Genomic DNA, 17668 nt, shown 5'->3' with positions numbered 1-17668 from the left:
CTTCCGCTGCGCGGATTTATTGTTCTCATATGGATGACCGCCCGCCTGTCCTTCGAGTAGTCGTACATAGACCTGACGAGAACCCCGGCCTCACCGGGCTTTGCGCGGGTTACGAACTAAAGCAATGGAGGGCCGCAGCCCTCGCGGACCACCTGATGGAGTCGCTGCCGGAATTCTGCCTCAGCTACAGCGAGTATGAGGCCATGACAGGCAAGAACGCAGTGGCTCTGATTCGGCAAGCGGCGCAGCGCGTGTACCAAACTGACAAGTACTCGAAACGAGGTGAGTTTGGCGAATTGCTGCTGCACGTGGCACTACGGCAGGTTTTCAATACGATCCCGGCAATCAGCAAGATCTACTACAAGGACTCAGCGAACGACACCGTAAAGGGATTCGACGCGGTACACGTGATCGCTTCGGAGCGTACGCTCGAACTCTGGCTCGGTGAAGTCAAATTCTACGTTGACGTCGGAGCAGCGATTCGCGATGTCGTCGCCGAGCTTCAAAAGCATACCAGCGCGAAGTATCTCCGCAACGAGTTCGTGGCGATTCGCAACAAGATTGATGCGTCGTGGCCACACGCTGCGCGCCTTGAGCGATTGCTCGACGAAAACGTCTCGCTCGACGCCATCTTCGATGCCACGTGCATTCCCGTGCTGCTCACGTACGACGGTGACGTGACGAGCAAGTACAAGGAGTGCTCGGGGGAATACGAAGCTGAGTTGCTCAACGAGCTCACCGCAGTGTTTGAGCAGTTTAAAACCTCCTCGCTTCCCGGGGACCTAAAGATTCATCTCTTTCTTATTCCGCTCGCGACGAAGGAAGCCCTCCTTGCAGAACTGCACAAGAAACTCCTAGCATGGCAGACGATCTAACGCGCCCGCTGCGCGAGAGAATACGCGATCCGAAAGCTATCGCCGCCGATCCTTTTGGGATTGTGCGCGAGTTAGCGAGGCTGGTTAATCGCGACCTTGCCAATGAGTCGAACAGCGCCGATGTCCAGTCCCTCATTCTTCGCGCCCTAGAATTGCGCGACCACTTTGGCGGCGCGGCTCCCGTGCTCGACACGCTGCTGCGTCAACGTGGCCTCTTTCCGTATCTGGATCCTGACACGCTTGGGCTGGCGGACTTGCTCGCATATGAGGCACACCGGCCTCGCGGAATTGACGAGGTCATTTTTCACCGAGCGCAGGCCGAGGTCTATCGACTTCTACTTGACGGGCACAACGTTGTACTGAGTGCTCCGACGAGTTTTGGAAAGAGCTTGATCGTCGATGCGATGATCGCGAGTCATCGCTATTCAAACATCGTCGTAGTGGTTCCCACGATTGCGTTAATCGACGAGACGCGACGTCGCTTAATGGAACGGTTCCGCGGCGAGTTCAAGATCATTACCCATGTCGGGCAGGAGCGCGCGTCGCGAAATGTTTTCGTCTTGACCCAGGAGCGTGTTGTAGACACACCAGAACTTGAAGGCGTGGACTTCTTTGTAATCGATGAATTCTACAAGTTGGATCCGGCCCGCGACGTTGAACGGGCCGCGCTCCTAAACCAGGCGTTCTATCGACTATTCCGCCAAGGAGCTCAATTCTATCTACTCGGGCCGAACATTCGGCAGATTCCGCTCGATCTGCCGAATCGCATTGGGTTCAGATTCATCGCTACAGACTTCGCGACGGTTGTATCAGAGATTACGCGCGTCGCGAGCACACGTCTCAATCGCTTCGACAAGCTCGTTGATTTGTGGAGCGGCCTGGCTGAGCCGACACTCGTCTATTGCGCGGCGCCCGCAAGTGCGAGGCGGGTCGTCGCGGAGCTTGAGGCATCGCGACGCCGCGAGTCATCTCCGGAACTCGAAGAGGCGGCCGAGTGGATCGCGACGCACTATCACGAAGACTGGATACTAGTTCGGGCATTGCGCCGCGGTATTGGACTTCATCACGGAAAAGTGCCGCGTGCCATTCAGCAGTTCTTTGTGCGTGCGTTCAATGAGGGAAAACTTCACACGCTCGTCTGCACATCGACGTTGATCGAGGGCGTGAACACGAAGGCGAAGAACGTAATTGTCTTCGACAACAAAGTGGCGACCCGAAAGTTCGACTTCTTTACTTTCAACAACATCAAGGGCAGATCGGGGCGCATGTTTCAGCATTTCGTCGGACATGTGTATCTGTTCAATGACCCTCCCGCCGAGGAACTGCCACTGGTGGACATCCCGGTGTTCACTCAACCGGAGGATGCTCCGGAGAGTCTCTTGATTCAGCTCGATGAGGGTGATCTCACGCCACGCTCACGTGAGCGACTCTCCGATATTGAGCGGCAACAGGTATTGCCGTTGAATATCATTCGCGAGAATCGTGGCATCGACCCTCGGGCTCAGATCGCTCTCGCGCAGGAACTCCTGTCTAGATCGCAGGAGTATGCGAGGGGCTTGGCCTGGAGCGGCATGCCGTCATACGACGAGCTCAAGCTCGTATGTGAGCTGATCTGGGAGCACTTGCTTGACGGCCAGCCAAGAAGCGGCGTGGCTTCGGCGGCCCAACTCACCTATCGGATCAATGCATTCCGGACCATTAAGAGCCCGCGACGCATGATAGTCGATCAGATGATGAAGGCGCGTGAGCCAGACGCCGACGATGCCGTCGAGGATGTCTTGGATTTTGTTCGCACGTGGGCCACGTTCCAGTTTCCGCGCTACCTCATGGCAGTCGATCGCATCCAGCGAGCGGTATTTCAGCCGCTTAGCCTGCCGTGCGGCGATTATGCGGTGTTTGCGGCGTCCCTGGAGAACTATTTTCAGCCGCCGGGCATCGCTGCGTTGGACGAGTACGGCGTTCCGCTGCAGCTAGCGCAACGGCTGTCGAGCCGGCTCGGGAAGCCCGCCTCCTTGGACGAAGCCTTAATTGCCCTGAGGGAACTCGACATTGCGAGCGTCGAACTATCCGCATTCGAACGCGACCTTCTTATCGACGCCAAGCGATTCGTTTAAGCCAAGCTCGCGGGGCTTTTAGTAGTAGCAGAAAGGAATGCGTTTGGCCGACGGTCTGTCACGGGCCCGGTTTTCTGCCCCGTGTTCCGAGTATTTGCGAATACCGATTTGCATTGCCCTGATCGGCAGAGATTAAACCGCGCATGAGCTGAACATAATGCGGCGGCGGTCTAGATCCGTTCCCGCATGACCCGCACGAGAGCTTCGGTGCGGGCCGACCGTTCCTCGATCTCGGGTTGTGTGCATGTAGAATATACGAACATGCTAATGTGCAGACACGGCGCTAATATGTGGCCGTTCCGTTGCTGATTGAGGCGCCCACCGTGGATCGCGATCCCGAAGCCGTAGAGAACGTCGACGGAGAGATTCCTGTCCGTGGCGATGACGCCGCCGCCCTTGAGCGGGCTGCGAAGCTTGCCGAGGAGCGCGAGCGATTGCTCGCCGCGTTGGCGTCCGGCAGTGACAAGACTTTCCAAGAGAAAATCGCGTGGCTTCTGAATACACAGCCGGAGACGCGTGACTCGGACATCTCCCTCCAGATTGCCTACTGGAAGGAGTATGAGGCCGACTTATACGAACAATTTCGCGATGATCCCGAGCAGACCTATCGTCGGCTAACGCGGCACGCATCAGTGGCGCGGGCGCGGGCCAAAATTCAGAATCAGTTTCGGCTGTTCTTGGCAACCGATGTTGTGCGGAAGCGCCGTGGGCAGATGAGCGAGGAAGAGCGCGAGCGCCATGCGAACGACGAGGCGCCGGCACCCACCATTGTTGTGTATGCGGATGAGAGCGGCAAAACCGACACCGATCTCTTAATTGGTAGTGTGTGGTTTGTGAATCCCGAGGACACTTGGAAGCTTGCCCGCTACATCACCGGCTGGAAGGTCGCGAAGGGCCTCGACCTCGAGTTCCACTACTCGACTCTCTCTCGAGACAATCTTCCCGTCTATCGCGCGCTTGTGGATCTCGTTTTCGACCAAATCCCTCTCATCAGTTTCAAGAGCATCCGTGTGCCGCGCCAAGGTATTCGGGCAAAGGATGAGGCGTTCGAATGGATGCTCACGCAGCTGCTCATTCGCGGTGTTGAGCACGAAGATGCGAATAGACGGGCCACCCTGCCGCGTCGGATCGCCGTGTATAAGGATCAGGAAGCCCAAGGGCAGGGACGCGATAAGCTCATCGTGAGTAAGGTCAAAGAGGCTCTCATTGAAGCGAGCGCTAACCGGTTCAACAATCAACTCAGAGTGGAGCACTGTGAAGCGCTCGACTCAAAGGATCAGCCGCTCCTGCAGCTGGCCGATCTCTTCACCGGGAGTCTCAACCGCGTGCTGGTTCGCGGTGCCACATCCGACCACCATAAGGATCAGTTCGCCGATTACCTGCTTGAACGGATACAGCGGGCCGGCGGGATTAGTATCCACGAAGACGATGCGGCCGAGGGGATCGGCGATCTCCAAGTCGACCTACGTCTGTGACCAAAAGCGCTACTGCGCCGACTCGCCGTGCTTCGTCCGGGACATCCTCCGGGCTTTGCGCGTAAGGCGCTCCACGTACCCGTTCCGGTACCCGTTACGCGAAAAGTCCGGCAATTGGGGCCGACAGGGAAGCGGCGTTAGTGGCTTCTGCCTGGGTTAACCGGCCCCTTGCCGGACTTCATGCTGCGTTTTGCACAGCTGATAAGCGTGAGGTCGGAGGTTCAACTCCTCCCGGGCCCATCCAAAACGCCGCAAGCACCTTGAGTGCTTGCGGCGTTTTGTTTTCCTGCGCTTTTCTGCGTTTTTCCTCGCCTACCTGCCAATCTCCTTCGCCAAGCGCGACTTGAGCAGCTCGAGGTACCGCCGCAAGTCGTCGAACGAGATCGCCGGATCGTTGTTGAACTCGATGAGGCGCTCATCATATTGGCGGTGTGGCAGCGCGTCGATCGCCCGCCGCGCCTCGCGCGCTACCGCGCCTCCGCCGCCGTCGTACTCGCCCGCCACCTCCATCGACGCGCGGCTGAGCGCGCACCGCAGCGTGACGCCGCGCATCGTCGCCGGACACGTGTCGAGGCTGTCGGCGTCGTGCTTGTTCCACAAGTCCGCCGACGACAGGAGCCGCTCCATCTGCGAGACGATCATCGTGTCCGCCACGGTGACGATGGGTTCGGGCGGCGGGGGACAGACGGCGGGTGGACCGAGCGGTTGATCCTCCGACCCGTGCAGACGCGCGAGCGCTTCGCGAAAGAGCGAGTGTACGTCGGCGAGCGTGGTCGTCGAATCGTTGTTGTAGTCCATCAGACGGTGGTGATAGTCGCGATTGGCCGTGCGTTCGTCGATGATGCCGCGCACCGCCTCCATGGCCGGCCGGCGATGGTGTGTGCCGCATGACGTTGCGACCGCCGCGCGGTCAAGCACGCAGTAGATGCTCCACGTCGTCGCGCGCGCCGGACACCGTCGGTTGTCGGCCCGGTTCCACACGGCGTTCGATGACAGCATCGCGTCCGCTCGCCGAATGATCTCCACGTCGAGCGGCGACGGCGGTACCTCGGCGGAGGTGTCCAGCGCGAACGTCATGGAGTCGCGCGTGCGGGCAAACGATCGGACGGCGTACCACCCATACGCCGTCCGAAGAATGCCAGTTTTATCATTATATAACTCTAGTTCAAGCGCCGCGTCGTCGTATCCCGAGTCGCTCATGGTGCCGGCCCACACCGCGCTCGGTGAGATGTCGGCGCGCCAACGTCCGCTCTCTAGCCCGCGCGCCGGCTCGAGTTTCATGCGTGGCGTCTGCTCGAACAGTGGCCCGCAACCACCTTCCCATCGGTGGACGAGGGCGTTGGCTTCATGGAAGGCGCAGTGGGCCGGAGGCGCCGAGGCGGCGGCAAGAATGGCGATGATGAGACTGAGCATGTCCCATTCGACGCCGCCTTGCCTCAAACCGTTGACTTGCCTGGCCCTCGTACCGGGGAAAGGGCGCCGTCGAGACTAGGGAGCCGCCCGCCGCCGGTTCTTGATCACCAAGGATTCTGCGTCGTCGCATCTCTGTGTGAGCTAGGCGTTGGAAGGGAACCGCTCGGCCAAACATGGGAACGGTACCTTCCGGCGGCTAGACTTGTCGCCGCGTGAATGAGGCTCTGACACACCTGAGACAGCTTGACACAAATGTGTCACACCCGTAACGTTACCTCATGTCCGCACCAACGCAGTCACCGCTCTCGCTCCGCGACCGGCAGGCCGCCCTCGCGACTCACGCCGTCTTCCAGGCACTCGTCGTCCACCTCGAGGCCGGCGACGCCGACGACGTCTCGATGGACGATCTCGCCCGCGAAGCCGGCGTCTCGCGCCGCACGCTCTACCGCTACTTCCCAACACGCGCCGATCTCCTCGCCGCGGCAGGCGAGTGGATTCGGGGCGAGTTGTTGCAGCTGCCCGTCGAAGTCGGCGACGAAGGAATCGCCGCCAGCTTTCGCGAGGCCGCGAAGCGCCTCGAGCAGCGGCCGCGACTCGCGCGCGCGCTGCTGCACACCGCGACCGGCCGAGCCGTGCGCGGCGAGTACCGAACGGCGCGCGCCGAGGCGATTCGTCGCGCGCTGCGGCGCGAGGTGCCCGGCCTCGGCCGCTCGGAGCTGGATCGCGCGGCCGGCGTGCTCGGATATCTCTGTAGCTCGAGCGCGTGGATCGCGGTCCAGGACGAGACGGGCCTGAGCGCATCGAGCGCGCAGACCGCGGTGGTGTGGGCTATCGAGTCCCTGCTCGCGCAGTTGCGCGCGGGCCACACGCCAAACCGAAGGGAGATGCACAATGACGTCGATCGCAGCTGACACCGGCACCACCCGATCCATTCGCTTTCTCGGCAACAACGAAATCACGGTCCTCGTCTCTGGCGAGGAGTCCGGCGGCGCGTTCTCGGTGATGGAGCTCGTCATTCAACCACGCGGCGGCGCGACGGCACTGCATACCGATCAATGGATCGAAGTCTTCCACGTCATCGAAGGCGAGGTCGAATGGACGCTCGAGCGCGACGGACAACTCGAGACGTGGACGGCGCACGCGGGCGACACGGTCACTGTGCCTCGCGGTGCGAAGCACAAGTTCGCCGGAGCGGGGAATACTCCGTCGCGCCTGCTGACCATCGGCGGGCCGGAGTACGAGCAGTTCTTTCGCGCGCTGGCCTCGGCGTGGGCCGGGCCGTACGATCGCGAGAAGACGCCTCAGGCGGTCGGTCCCGTCTTCGCACGATTCGGAATGGAGCTATGCGCGAACTGACTCGATGAAGCTCAGGCGCACCGTGATCTCCGCCGATCCATCCGGCGCCGCTCCCGCTTTGCACGCCTGATTGATTGCCGTGACACGCACGGTGCGTCCGTCCAGCTCGAGCCGATCGTTGAGCGCGACGAGCATGCCGTCCGCGCCGACTTCGACTACGGTCGGCGCGATCTGAATGCCGACCTCCTCGCGCCCGTTCGAGTACGCCACTTGTACGGGCGCGGGGTCCATGCTGGTCAGATACGTCTCCTGGGCCAGCTTCGCGGCGAACTCACGCCGCGCGCGAGAATCGAGAGGCAGCCCGCGCGACGTGCACCACGACTTGAGCTCGGTAGGATCGATGTAGGCGCGCACCGGAACCTGGCCGCTCTGCGTCACTCGGCGTTCATCTTCGACGGCGACGCGCAGCCACTCATCGTAGCTGGCCGGCAACGCGGCGCGATCCGCGAACACCGCGCGCGCCGTGTGATACGTCTGTCTGCGATACCACGGAATGCCTACCGTACGGTGTCTCATCGTCGGTCCCCGGGGCCAGCGTCACATACCCGAAAATGCACGGCTCACGCCATCGGCGCACGACACGCCCCAGTCCGTGGGCTCAGCGCAGGCGCACGAACGCCAGTCTCACCGGCGTCATCCGTGCCCGGAGGCGCGTAATCCCGCATCGCTCGGACGTGACTTACAACCAGGAGACGACCAGCGCCACTCCCGCGGCCGTCATCAGCAACGTTGCCAGCCCGCCGAGCGTGTTGAGACCCCAGCCGTTCTTGTGATTGCCCATCACGCGCTCGTTGTTGCACACCACCAGAATGATCGCGATGAGCGGTGGCGCGAGCAGGCCGTTGATCACGGCCGACCAGATGAGCAGGCGGATGGCGTTCACGTGCGCGAAGTTCAACACCATGCCCACGAGCATCGCGAGCGCGATCACACCATAGAACTGCCGCGCCGTATGAACTTTCTCATCCATTCCCGCGCGCCACGCCGCTGCCTCGGCCACCGCGTATGCGCCGGATCCGGCAAGGACCGGCACGCCGAGCATTCCGGTTCCGATGAGTCCCGCGGTGAACAGCCACGCCGCGCCCGCGCCGGCCAGCGGTCGGAGCGCCGCCGCGGCTTCTTCAGCGGTTCGCACGTCCGTCATCCCGGCGCGATGCAACGTTGCCGCCGCCGTGAGGATGATGAAGTACATGATGGCGTTCGAGAAGAACATGCCGGCGTTGACGTCGCGCGCGGCGGCGCGCAGCTCGCGATGTACCGCTCGTTGCGGCCGGCCGACTAGGCGATTCCGCCAGAAGGCATCGTGCTCGGCGTTCTGCGCTGCTTGCCAGAAGAAGAGATAGGGAGAGATCGTCGTGCCGAGGATGGCGACGAACATCAGCAGGAAATCCCTGGACCAGCTGATGTGTGGAACGAGGGTGCCGGTTACGACGGACAGCGCGTTCGGACGCGCGAGCAGGCCCGCGAGTACGTAGCTGAACAGCGCGATCGTGAGCCACTTGAGGACGCGCGTCATGCGTTCGTACGACGCGTAGACGAGCAGCGCGAGAATGACGATGGTGAAGGCCGGTACGAATAGCAGCGAAGGCAATCCGGTGAGCAGCGCCGCGGCGGCCGCCATGCCGCCGAGGTCGGCGGCGATGTTCACGGTGTTGCCGAACAGCAGAAGCAAACAGGCTACCCAGAGCAGCCATCGCGGATAATGCTGGCGTAGCACGCTCGCCAATCCGCTGCGGGCGACGATGCCAATGCGCGCGCACATCAATTGTATGGCGGCCATGAGCGGCAGACTGACCAGCGCGATCCAGAGCATCTGGTAGCCGAACGCGGCGCCGGCTTGCGAGTAGGTCGCGATGCCGGATGGATCGTCGTCGGCGGCGCCGGTGATCAGCCCGGGTCCAAGCTCTCTCGTCCGCGACCGCAAGCGTTGATGCGGTTTGGAGAGCCGTGGACGATAGGGTCGCGGTGCCGAGCGCCGATCGGTGCGAGCAGGCTCGAGCGGGGCGTCTGGGGCAGTCGAGCCGTCCATCCCGGCGCGTAGCGGCACGTTGCGCGCCAATCGGCCTCGGCGGCGCTCGAGTCACATCGTCCGTTTTCGGCGACTCGGCTCGGCTGGAGCGCTAGACACTCTGACCGGCGAGCGGGCTGGGGTCCCTGGAATCCGTCAGATCGCGCGCTTTGGCGCGGTTTGGCGCAGCTTGGCCATCGTCCGACGGGACAAACCTCGGGCTTGCCGCGAATTGAACCAGCTAATAACCTGGCCCCCTCAACTTTGGTTCCTTCGAGCGGTGCGCGACGCGGCCGGCAATGCTTAGTATCGGGCGCCGGATCGGCCGACTTGAGTTCCGCGAACAAAACATCTCATCACCCGACGGAGGGTAGATGCGTAGAGATCGTGCACGCCTTGCGGCCGTCCTGACTTTCGGCTTCGCCATCGCCGCCGCCGCGTGCGGCCATGAGCTCGCGACTCAGCCTCACACCGCGCCGTCGTGGCTGACGCCGCCGCCCCCGCCAAACTTCGCCTCGTTCGACGCGACGTCGACCACGACCTCGGGGCCGATCAGCGTCACCTTTACGATTCAGCCATCGAGCGACAACACGGTCCTCATCGGACCGCACGCGCTGGTGATCCCGGCGAATTCCGTGTGCGATCCGGCCACGTCGGGCTATGGCGACGGCACGTGGGACAATCCGTGCAGCACCATCACTGCTCCGATCACCGTGACCGCGACCGCGTCGATCGTGAACGGCCATCCGCTCGTGGAGTTCGACACGCATCTGCGCTTCAAGCCCGTGCAGGATTACGCTCCTGGCGTCGTGATGCTGTACCTGCGCGACGACAGCGCGTCGAGCACGGCGAAGATCAACTGGTGCCCGACGAGCGATACGACGTGCGTGGACGAAACGCAGCTTCCCTCGAACGCGTATCAGCTGCAGACGTGGTACGACCCCAGCGGCAACTGGGTGTACCGCAAGATCAAGCACTTCAGCGGCTACAATGTCGCCGAAGGCCGGGACAGCGATTCGACCGGCGGGTTGTGAGCCATGAACTCTCGCATGATCTGCCGCGCGGCCATGGCCGCCGCCGTCCTCGTCGCCTTCGGTTGCTCTGACAATTCGCCGGCGAGCTCGCTCGCCACGGGCCCGACGTCCACGCTCGCACCAGGATCGCGCGTCAATGACCGCGACGATGGGAATTGGGCGACGCGTGTGTATGGTGTGCAGCGGGTGAGCCCGCTGGGTTCGGCCATCACAGTGTCGGCGGACATCGGCCCAGGCGGCGGTGATCTGGAGATTCCGACCGCGGGGCTTCATCTGCATGTGCCGATGGGAGCGGTAAGTCGCGTCACCACGTTTTCAGTGACGGCGTTGAGCGGCCGCATGGCCGCGTACGACTTCGAGCCGCACGGCAACGTCTTTCCGGTTGCGTTGACGTTCACGCAGGATGTGAGCGCCTTGCGCCTGCGGCCCGGTGTGGACTTCGCCCAGGTCGGCTACTTCGCGCACGACGACGATCTGTCGAGTTGGAGCAACTCCGCGACCGTGCGCGAGCTGTTGTCGATTGACTACAATGCGGTGGCGGGCACGATCAGCACGAAGATCCGGCACTTCTCGGGGTACTTGGTGGCCGCCGGCCGCGACTGGTAGCCGATCATCATGACCGCTCGCATGGTTCGCGACACGGGGCTCGAGCTCGTTCCGCTGAACGCGCACGACGCTCGTGATGTTCGTGATATTCGTGATGGTCGTGACGTGACCGAGGAGTTCACGCTCGGCCAGGAGGCCGAGCGCGCGGGTCGCCGCGACGAGGCGCGCTGGCACTATGAGCGCGGCCTCTCGCTGCTGCGTCACGGCGACGAGGCGAGCACCGCGGCGATGCTTCTGCGGCGCATCGCGTTCACGTATCAGGTCGACCGCGATCTCGACGCGTCGGAGGATTGCGCGACGGCCGCGCGCGCCGTCAGCGAAGCGAACGGCGACGAAGCGGGGGTCGGGCACGCGTTGAACCTGCTGGCCATCGTCGAGTGGCGGCGCGGCCGGCTCGATGAGGCGGAGCGGCTGTACGTGGCGGCGCGCGCCTGCGCCCGCCGCTGCGGCGACACGCGGCTTGCCGCGATGACCGCGCAGAACCTGGGGATCATGGCCAGCATGAGCGGCGATCTCCGCGGCGCGCTTCGCTTCTACACCTCGAGCCTTGCGGACTATCGCGCGCTCGGTCTCTCCGTCGAGACGCTGCGTGCCCTGAGCAACCTCGGCATGCTGTACAAGGATCTCGAGCGGTGGGACGCCGCGCAGCGCGCCTACGCCGAGGCGATCGAGCTCGGCACGTCGTGCGGCGATATGAGTACGCTCATTACGATTCACTCAAACGTGGCGGAGCTGTGGATCGCGCGCGGGGACGTGACGCGCGCCACGGAAGCCACGGCGCGGGCGGAGCAGCTCGCGCGGACGCTGGGCGACCACCACGCCGACGGCGAGCTGGCGCGCATCACCGGCGTGCTCGCGCGCGAGCGCATGGCGGTCGCGGACAGCGAGGCCGCGTTCCGCCGCGCGATCGACTTCGCGACGGCGAGCGGCGACGCCTCGCTCGAGGCCGAAGCGTCGCGCGAGCTCGCGGAGTTGTATCGTCGCCAAGGGCGCAACCGGGAAGCGCTGAACTACCTGGCACGGTCGCATCGCTTGTTCTCGCTGCTGCGGTCGCGCCGCGAGGTCGCCGACATCGAGCGGCGGAATGCGAAGCTCGAGTCGCAATTTCTGGAGCTGGTGCAGCGCTGGGGCGATTCGATCGAAGCGAAGGACGACTATACGCACGGCCATTGCGAGCGGGTGGCGAATCTTGCCTGCGCGCTCGCCGCGCGCGCCGGCGTGCCGCGCGAATCGATGTTCTGGTTCCGGATCGGCGCGTTGCTGCACGACGTCGGCAAGCTCGTGGTATCGTCGGACATCCTGAACAAGCCGGCTCCGCTCACGAGCGCGGAGTGGGAAATCGTACGCATGCATCCGGGGGCCGGTGTCGCGCTCCTGTCCGAGGTCGATTTCCCCGGAGACGTTCTGCCGATCGTGCGCAGCCACCACGAGCATTGGGACGGCAGCGGCTACCCCGACCAGAGCGCGGGCGAGGAAATTCCGCTCGCGGCGCGCGTCGTGTGCATCGCGGACGTGTACGATGCATTGACCTCGCAGCGCGCATATCAGAAGCCGTATACGCATCTCGAAACGATGGAGATCATGCGGCGCGACGTCGGCCGCCGCTTCGACCCCGCCATCTTCGCGGTGTTCGAGGAGCTGATGCGCGAGACGGGCACGCCGCCACGGCTCGCACGCCGGATGGCGTCCCCCGCGCTCGGCGTCGCGGTGATGCCCGCGCACGATGAAACCGATGACCTCACGGGCGTTCTCACGCGCCGCGCGTTCGTCGACCTCGTGGGCGCGTCGCTCGATACACACGGGCCGGTGACGCCCGCCGCACTGCTCGTGGTCGATGTCGATTTGTTCAAGCGTGTGAATGACGCCTTCGGGCACTTGCGCGGCGACGACGTGCTGCGCGGCGTCGCCGACGTCTTGCGCACCCATGCTGACGGCCGCGGTTTCGTCGGCCGCTTCGCCGGCGATGAATTTGTCGTGTGGCTTTCGTATACCGACGCGGATGAGGCGAGCCGGTTCGCCGAGGTGGTGCGGGACGCGGTGCTGCGCCGCCGTATCCCCGGCGACACCGGTGAGCCATCCGTCGGTGTGACGATATCCGTCGGCGTCGCGGCGGCCCCGCGCGACGGCGAAACCTTCGAGCAGCTGTTCGCGTCGGCCGATCGCGCGATGTACGACGCGAAGCGGAACGGCCGCAATCAGGTTGGCGCGGCCGTCGAGTCACGCGCGCGCCGCGAGCCCGTGCTCAGCGCCGAGCGCTTCGTGGGCCGCGGCCGAGAGCTCGAGCAGCTCGCGATGCTGCTCGATCAGTCGATGCGCCGCCGCCCGCAGATCCTGTTGTTGAGCGGCGATGCCGGCGTCGGCAAGACGACGCTGCTGCGGCAGCTCGCGAGCGACGTCGCGCTGCGCGGCGGAGCGTTCGTGTCCGGCCAATGCGTCGAGACCGATGTTCGTCCGCCATACAGCCCCTGGGCGGAAGCGCTCGCCGGCGTGGCGGCGCTCGAAGCATGCCCGCCGCGCGTGTGGCACGAACTGCCACGCCTGATTCCGAGTCTTGGCACGCCGGCACTCGAAGCGTCGCCCAGCAAGTACGCGCTGTACGAGGAAGTGGCGGAGCTGCTTCGCGCGGCGAGCGAGGCGCAGCCGTTGACGATCGTGCTCGAGGACATGCAGTGGGCGGACAGCGCCGCGTGGGATTTGTTCGAGCACGTGCAGTCGCGCCTGACGAGCGAGCGCCTGCTGCTGTGCATCACCGTGCTCGACGATCCGTCGCGCGCGTTGGACTCGGACCGCCGCATTCGACTGTCGCGCGACGAGCGCGTACGCACGCTGCATCTGGGCGCGTTGTCGCCGGGCGAGTTGCGCATTTGGCTCGAGGCGGTGCTCGACCGGCGTGATTTGTCGGCGGAGTTCGTCGAGCTCGTGCAATCGCGCACCGAGGGCAATCCGCTGCTGGTGAATCAGCTGTTGCGCGCCATGCTCGACGCGCATGCGCTGTGGCATGACGGAACCCGCTGGCAGTGGCGGACGCCGCTGGACGTCGCGCTGCCGGAGCGGTCGTACGATCTGTTCGCGCGCCGCGTCGAGCGTTTGGCGCCGTTGTCACGCCGCATGTTGGCGTTTGCTTCGGTGATCGGCCGCGGGTTCGATGTGGATATTCTCATCGAAGCCGGCGGCTGGGGCGAAGACGACGTGCTCGAAGCGCTCGATGACGCGATCGAGGCTGACGTGGTGGCTCCTGTCGGCAACGCCGACGGACGTCAATTCGCGTTTCGCCATACGCTGCTCCGCGAGTCGCTGCTCCGCGGCCTGAATCCCCGGCGCGTGCAGCGGGTGCACGAGCAAATCGCCGTCGCGCTCGAGCGGCGGGAGCCGAGTGCGGTCGCCCGGTTGGCGCAGCACTACGATCGCGCCGGCACTAGTCAGCACGCGTACGACTATGCATTGCGCGCCGGCGAGGCGGCGGCGAATCTGCATGCGCCCGACGACGCGATCTCGTTCTTCGAGATGGCGGTGCGTCACGCCGCCGGCGCCCGCCAGAAATTCGATGCGTACCGCGCGCTCATTCGCGCCGCCGAGCGCATGGCGACGCACGCGCGCTGTGAATCGTTCTGCGATCGCGCGTTGAGTGAAGTCGGCGCCGAGTTGATGCCCTGCGAAGCCCTGTGGCTGTCGACGCAGCGTGCGCGCGCGCGATTCCGCACCGGCACCACGCCGGCGGACACGCTCGGTGCCTGCGATGCCCTCTCGAGCGAGGCCCAACGCCTCGGCTGCACCGACGAGCATGTCTCCCTGACGGTGCTGCGGTCGATGGCACACGGGCGCTGCGGGGAGGTAGCGCTCGCCGAGGCGGCCGCGGCGGAGGCAGTGCACCTGTCTGAAGACGCGAGCGATCGCGCGTTGCGCATCACGTCGCGGGTTCGCTACGGCACGATGATTCTCGAGCGCGACGCCGAGCAGGCGCTCTCGGTCTACGGCGAAGCGCTGGTGCTCGCGCGCGAGCTGGGCGACGCGCACGCCGAAGCGCGGAGTCATGTTGCGATCGGCGTGGCGAGTGCGCGCGCGCAGCGGAACGACGCGGCGCGCACGGCGTATCACGCAGCGCGCGACATCGCGGACCGCGTTCGTGCACCGGAGATCTCGGGCCTTGCCGCAATCAATCTCGGCGTGCTGCAGCTGCATGCCGGCGAGCTCGATTCGGCGCGCGAACAGTTCTCTATCGCGATCACGCTCTTCACGCTGGTGCACAACGAATCCTGCCGCTTGGCCGCGTTATACAATGCCGCGGCCGTGGAGCGCGAGTCCGGCAATGCGGCGGCCGCGTTCGATCTCTTCACTCGCACACGCGATCTCGCGAAGAAGCTCGGCCACCGCGATGTGGCGCTCGGCGCCGAAGCGGGCGCCGGTCTGGCCGCACTGCGCCAGGGTCGGACGGGTGCGGCGCAACTCGCCGCCGATACACTTCGCGTCGAGATCGCCACCGAAGGCGATCGCTGGTTCCAGGGTCGCGACATGGTCGAGGCGCTCCTCGTACGCTGCGCCCTCGAGTCGGGCGAGACCGCGGCGGCGACGACGGAATTTCGCCGCGCCGTTGGCCTGGCCGAAGCGCGCGATCCGTACGGCGCGGCGTGGTTCGTCGCCGAAGTCGTGTCGGATCTCGTCGCGGCCGGATACGGCGATGCCGTCGCCGAGGCCGATCGGTACGCCCCGGTCGCCGCGACGATGGGCTATGCCTCGCTCGCCGCGCGATACCTGGCTATTAAAGATCTCTCACAACGCGTCCCTCCCGCCACCGCGTCCCATTCATGACTCGCTTTCTAGGCACCGAAGCCCAGCTCGCCGAAGCGCAGCGAATCGCGAAAATCGGCAGCTGGGAGTGGGATCGCGCCAGCGATCGGATCACCTGCTCGCTGGAGATGTGCCGCCTCCTCGGCATCGATGCCGCCGAGCCCACGATATCGGGCGACGCCTTCTGGACGCGCATTCCCACGTCCGATGCCGAGCGAGTCCGCCGCGCCGTGGAGCAGGCGGAACGCGCGCACACGCCGGGGACGGTGTATCACGGCATCGTCGCCGCGCCGACGACGCGGTCCGTTCACACGCGCGTGCAAGCGTACGGGGAGCCGAGTGAGCGCATTCTCGTCGGTACGACGCAGGACGTCACCGACCAACGCGACCTGGAGCAGCAGCTTCGTCACGCGCAGAAAATGGAAGCGCTCGGACGCCTGGCCGGCGGGGTCGCGCACGACTTCAACAATCTGCTGGCGGGCATCACGTGCAACGCCGAGCTGCTGCTGGACGAAGGCGTGCTGTTCGGCGATCAGTATGACGAGGTCATCGAGATCAAGCGCGCCGCGGAGCGCGCGGCGTTGTTGACGAGGCAGCTGCTGGCGTTCAGCCGCAAGCAGGGATTTCGTCCCGAGGTGCTCGATGTCAATCTCGTGGTGCGCGATCTCGAGCGCATGCTGCACCGGCTGGTCAACGCGAGCGTCCAGCTGACGTGCGTGCTCGACGCGCGCCCCTGCTTCATCGAGGCCGATCGCGGGCAGCTCGAACAGGCGCTCGTGAACCTCGTCGTGAATGCGCGCGACGCGATGCCGGACGGCGGCATCGTATCGATCGAAACGCGGCAGCTCGACGACGCGCACGTGCTATTGACCGTTCGCGACACCGGCCACGGCATGGACGCCGCGACGCGCGAGCGAGTCTTCGAGCCCTTCTTCACGACGAAGTCGTCGGGGAACGGAACGGGCCTCGGGCTCGCCACGGTGTACGGCATCGTGCATCAAGCCGGTGGTTCGATCCAGCTGCAGAGCGAGCCGGGCGAGGGCGCCGAATTCCGGATCACGCTGCCGCGAACGATTCGTCCCGTCGCGGTGATTCGCGCGCGGCAACGGCCCGTGACGGTAACGCTGGCGCCGGCGGGAACGATTCTGCTCGTCGAGGACGAATCCGTCGTGCTCGAGTCGGTACGCCGCACGCTCGAGCGCCGGGGGCATCGCGTGCTTGCGGTGCGATCGAGCGCCGACGCGCTGCGAACGTTCGAGGCGCACGCCGCCGAGGTGACGCTGGTATTGAGCGATGCCGTGATGCCCGGCATCAGTGGTCCGGAGTTTCTCGCGCACGTGCACTCGCGCCGCCCGAACATTCCGCTCGTACTGATGTCCGGCTACACCAAGGACACCATGGACACCGAGCGTCTGCGCGAGATCGGCTGCTGGTTCGTCGAAAAGCCGTTCAGCCAGGAACGGCTGTTCGGCGTCATCTCCGACGCGCTGGCGATCTACGCGCCGAATGCGGTCGCCAGCTAAGACTTCTTAGCCGGGATCAGATAGTCTTCGGCGGCAAAGATCTGCCACGAACCGTCGGCGTTCTTGACCCAGGTGTCGGTGAATCGATAGCGGTGGACGTAGCCCGCGCCGTTCGCGCGGCCCTCGATCACGAGCAACCCGGTCACGACGCCGGTGCTGCCGCGGAAGTGCGTCACCATGTCTTCGTTGTGGGACGATTTCACCGTGTCGCCCGCGGTGATGATGTCGCGCAGAACTTCGTCGCGAGTCGAAAGCTTGTCGTCTTCGGTGTAGACAAATCCCGGGGCGAGCAGGCGCTGAAACACGCCCCGGTCGCGCTTGACGAGGGCCTTGGCCCAATCGTCTTCCAGCTGAAGGAGTCTGGCCCGGTCGGACGCCACCGCGACGGGCGCTCCGGGGCCGGCCTGGGCGGACAGCACTGCGGCTGGCGCGACGAATCCGGCCGCCAGAAAACCGGCAGCGAGGAGCGGCCGGAATCG

The 17668-nt window shown here is 64.7% G+C and carries 13 protein-coding genes; 9 read left to right on the top strand and 4 right to left on the bottom strand.

Features of this window, described 5'->3' with window-relative positions; translation table 11 throughout:
* The first annotated feature begins 29 nt into the window (after positions 1-29).
* The 3 genes from VN706_18710 to VN706_18700 all read left to right on the top strand — a co-directional run bounded on the left by VN706_18710 (position 30) and on the right by VN706_18700 (position 4464).
* Positions 30-875: a DUF1837 domain-containing protein gene (locus tag VN706_18710; GenBank protein HXT17678.1), complete on the top strand. Its 846-nt coding sequence runs from the start codon at positions 30-32 to the stop codon at positions 873-875.
* A complete protein-coding gene (locus VN706_18705) occupies positions 860-2989 on the top strand; it encodes a DEAD/DEAH box helicase (GenBank protein HXT17677.1) in 2130 nt (709 codons plus the stop codon). Before VN706_18710 ends, VN706_18705 begins: the two co-directional genes overlap by 16 nt.
* Positions 2990-3279: 290 nt before the next feature.
* Positions 3280-4464 carry a DUF3800 domain-containing protein gene (locus VN706_18700; protein ID HXT17676.1) on the top strand — a complete coding sequence of 395 codons (1185 nt, stop codon included), beginning with the start codon at positions 3280-3282 and terminating at the stop codon, positions 4462-4464.
* Between the two features lie 312 nt (positions 4465-4776).
* On the opposite strand, the gene VN706_18695 is transcribed toward VN706_18700, so the two are convergent.
* The gene (locus VN706_18695; protein HXT17675.1) at positions 4777-5877 is read right to left on the bottom strand and encodes a hypothetical protein; all 1101 of its coding nucleotides are present in this window, start codon (positions 5875-5877) and stop codon (positions 4777-4779) included.
* Positions 5878-6155: 278 nt separating this feature from the next.
* On the opposite strand from VN706_18695, the gene VN706_18690 reads away from it, so the two are divergent.
* Both VN706_18690 and VN706_18685 read left to right on the top strand, forming a co-directional pair.
* Positions 6156-6788 (top strand): helix-turn-helix domain-containing protein, encoded by a 633-nt coding sequence (locus VN706_18690; protein ID HXT17674.1) that lies wholly within the window; start codon positions 6156-6158, stop codon positions 6786-6788.
* On the top strand, positions 6769-7233 hold the full coding sequence (locus VN706_18685; GenBank protein HXT17673.1) for a cupin domain-containing protein: 465 nt from the start codon (positions 6769-6771) through the stop codon (positions 7231-7233). Before VN706_18690 ends, VN706_18685 begins: the two co-directional genes overlap by 20 nt.
* Here VN706_18685 and VN706_18680 read toward each other — a convergent pair.
* Positions 7219-7749, bottom strand: a complete 531-nt coding sequence (locus VN706_18680; protein ID HXT17672.1) for a hypothetical protein — start codon at positions 7747-7749, stop codon at positions 7219-7221. The genes VN706_18685 and VN706_18680 overlap by 15 nt on opposite strands.
* A gap of 163 nt (positions 7750-7912) precedes the next feature.
* Complete coding sequence (locus tag VN706_18675) at positions 7913-9157, bottom strand: Nramp family divalent metal transporter (GenBank protein HXT17671.1); 1245 nt, start codon at positions 9155-9157, stop codon at positions 7913-7915.
* 458 nt (positions 9158-9615) lie between these two features.
* Between VN706_18675 and VN706_18670 the strand changes: the two genes are divergently transcribed.
* Genes VN706_18670 through VN706_18655 form a run of 4 tightly spaced genes read left to right on the top strand, consistent with a single transcriptional unit; the run spans position 9616 to position 17189 of the window.
* On the top strand, positions 9616-10275 hold the full coding sequence (locus tag VN706_18670; GenBank protein HXT17670.1) for a hypothetical protein: 660 nt from the start codon (positions 9616-9618) through the stop codon (positions 10273-10275).
* A gap of 3 nt (positions 10276-10278) precedes the next feature.
* Positions 10279-10881 carry a hypothetical protein gene (locus VN706_18665; protein ID HXT17669.1) on the top strand — a complete coding sequence of 201 codons (603 nt, stop codon included), beginning with the start codon at positions 10279-10281 and terminating at the stop codon, positions 10879-10881.
* Positions 10882-10890: 9 nt separating this feature from the next.
* On the top strand, positions 10891-15687 hold the full coding sequence (locus VN706_18660) for a diguanylate cyclase (GenBank protein ID HXT17668.1): 4797 nt from the start codon (positions 10891-10893) through the stop codon (positions 15685-15687).
* The gene (locus VN706_18655) at positions 15684-17189 is read left to right on the top strand and encodes an ATP-binding protein (GenBank protein ID HXT17667.1); all 1506 of its coding nucleotides are present in this window, start codon (positions 15684-15686) and stop codon (positions 17187-17189) included. Before VN706_18660 ends, VN706_18655 begins: the two co-directional genes overlap by 4 nt.
* Here the strand turns inward: VN706_18655 and VN706_18650 are convergent.
* On the bottom strand, positions 17186-17608 hold the full coding sequence (locus VN706_18650; GenBank protein ID HXT17666.1) for a nuclear transport factor 2 family protein: 423 nt from the start codon (positions 17606-17608) through the stop codon (positions 17186-17188). The two genes, VN706_18655 and VN706_18650, sit on opposite strands and share 4 nt — an antisense overlap.
* Positions 17609-17668: the final 60 nt, after the last annotated feature.

This window comes from Gemmatimonadaceae bacterium, assembly GCA_035606695.1.
In the GTDB taxonomy this organism is placed as follows: Bacteria; Gemmatimonadota; Gemmatimonadetes; order Gemmatimonadales; family Gemmatimonadaceae; genus JAQBQB01.
This window is presented reverse-complemented; position numbering and strand designations above follow the sequence as displayed.

What these genes read in the sequence shown, in the direction of transcription:
- VN706_18705 (HXT17677.1), top strand. Translation starts at nt 860, where the DNA reads ATGGCAGACGATCTAACGCGCCCGCTGCGCGAGAGAATACGCGATCCG.
- VN706_18690 (HXT17674.1), top strand. Translation starts at nt 6,156, where the DNA reads ATGTCCGCACCAACGCAGTCACCGCTCTCGCTCCGCGACCGGCAGGCC.
- VN706_18710 (HXT17678.1), top strand. Translation starts at nt 30, where the DNA reads ATGGATGACCGCCCGCCTGTCCTTCGAGTAGTCGTACATAGACCTGAC.
- VN706_18685 (HXT17673.1), top strand. Translation starts at nt 6,769, where the DNA reads ATGACGTCGATCGCAGCTGACACCGGCACCACCCGATCCATTCGCTTT.
- VN706_18660 (HXT17668.1), top strand. Translation starts at nt 10,891, where the DNA reads ATGACCGCTCGCATGGTTCGCGACACGGGGCTCGAGCTCGTTCCGCTG.
- VN706_18655 (HXT17667.1), top strand. Translation starts at nt 15,684, where the DNA reads ATGACTCGCTTTCTAGGCACCGAAGCCCAGCTCGCCGAAGCGCAGCGA.
- VN706_18680 (HXT17672.1), bottom strand. Translation starts at nt 7,749, where the DNA reads ATGAGACACCGTACGGTAGGCATTCCGTGGTATCGCAGACAGACGTAT.
- VN706_18670 (HXT17670.1), top strand. Translation starts at nt 9,616, where the DNA reads ATGCGTAGAGATCGTGCACGCCTTGCGGCCGTCCTGACTTTCGGCTTC.
- VN706_18695 (HXT17675.1), bottom strand. Translation starts at nt 5,877, where the DNA reads ATGCTCAGTCTCATCATCGCCATTCTTGCCGCCGCCTCGGCGCCTCCG.
- VN706_18665 (HXT17669.1), top strand. Translation starts at nt 10,279, where the DNA reads ATGAACTCTCGCATGATCTGCCGCGCGGCCATGGCCGCCGCCGTCCTC.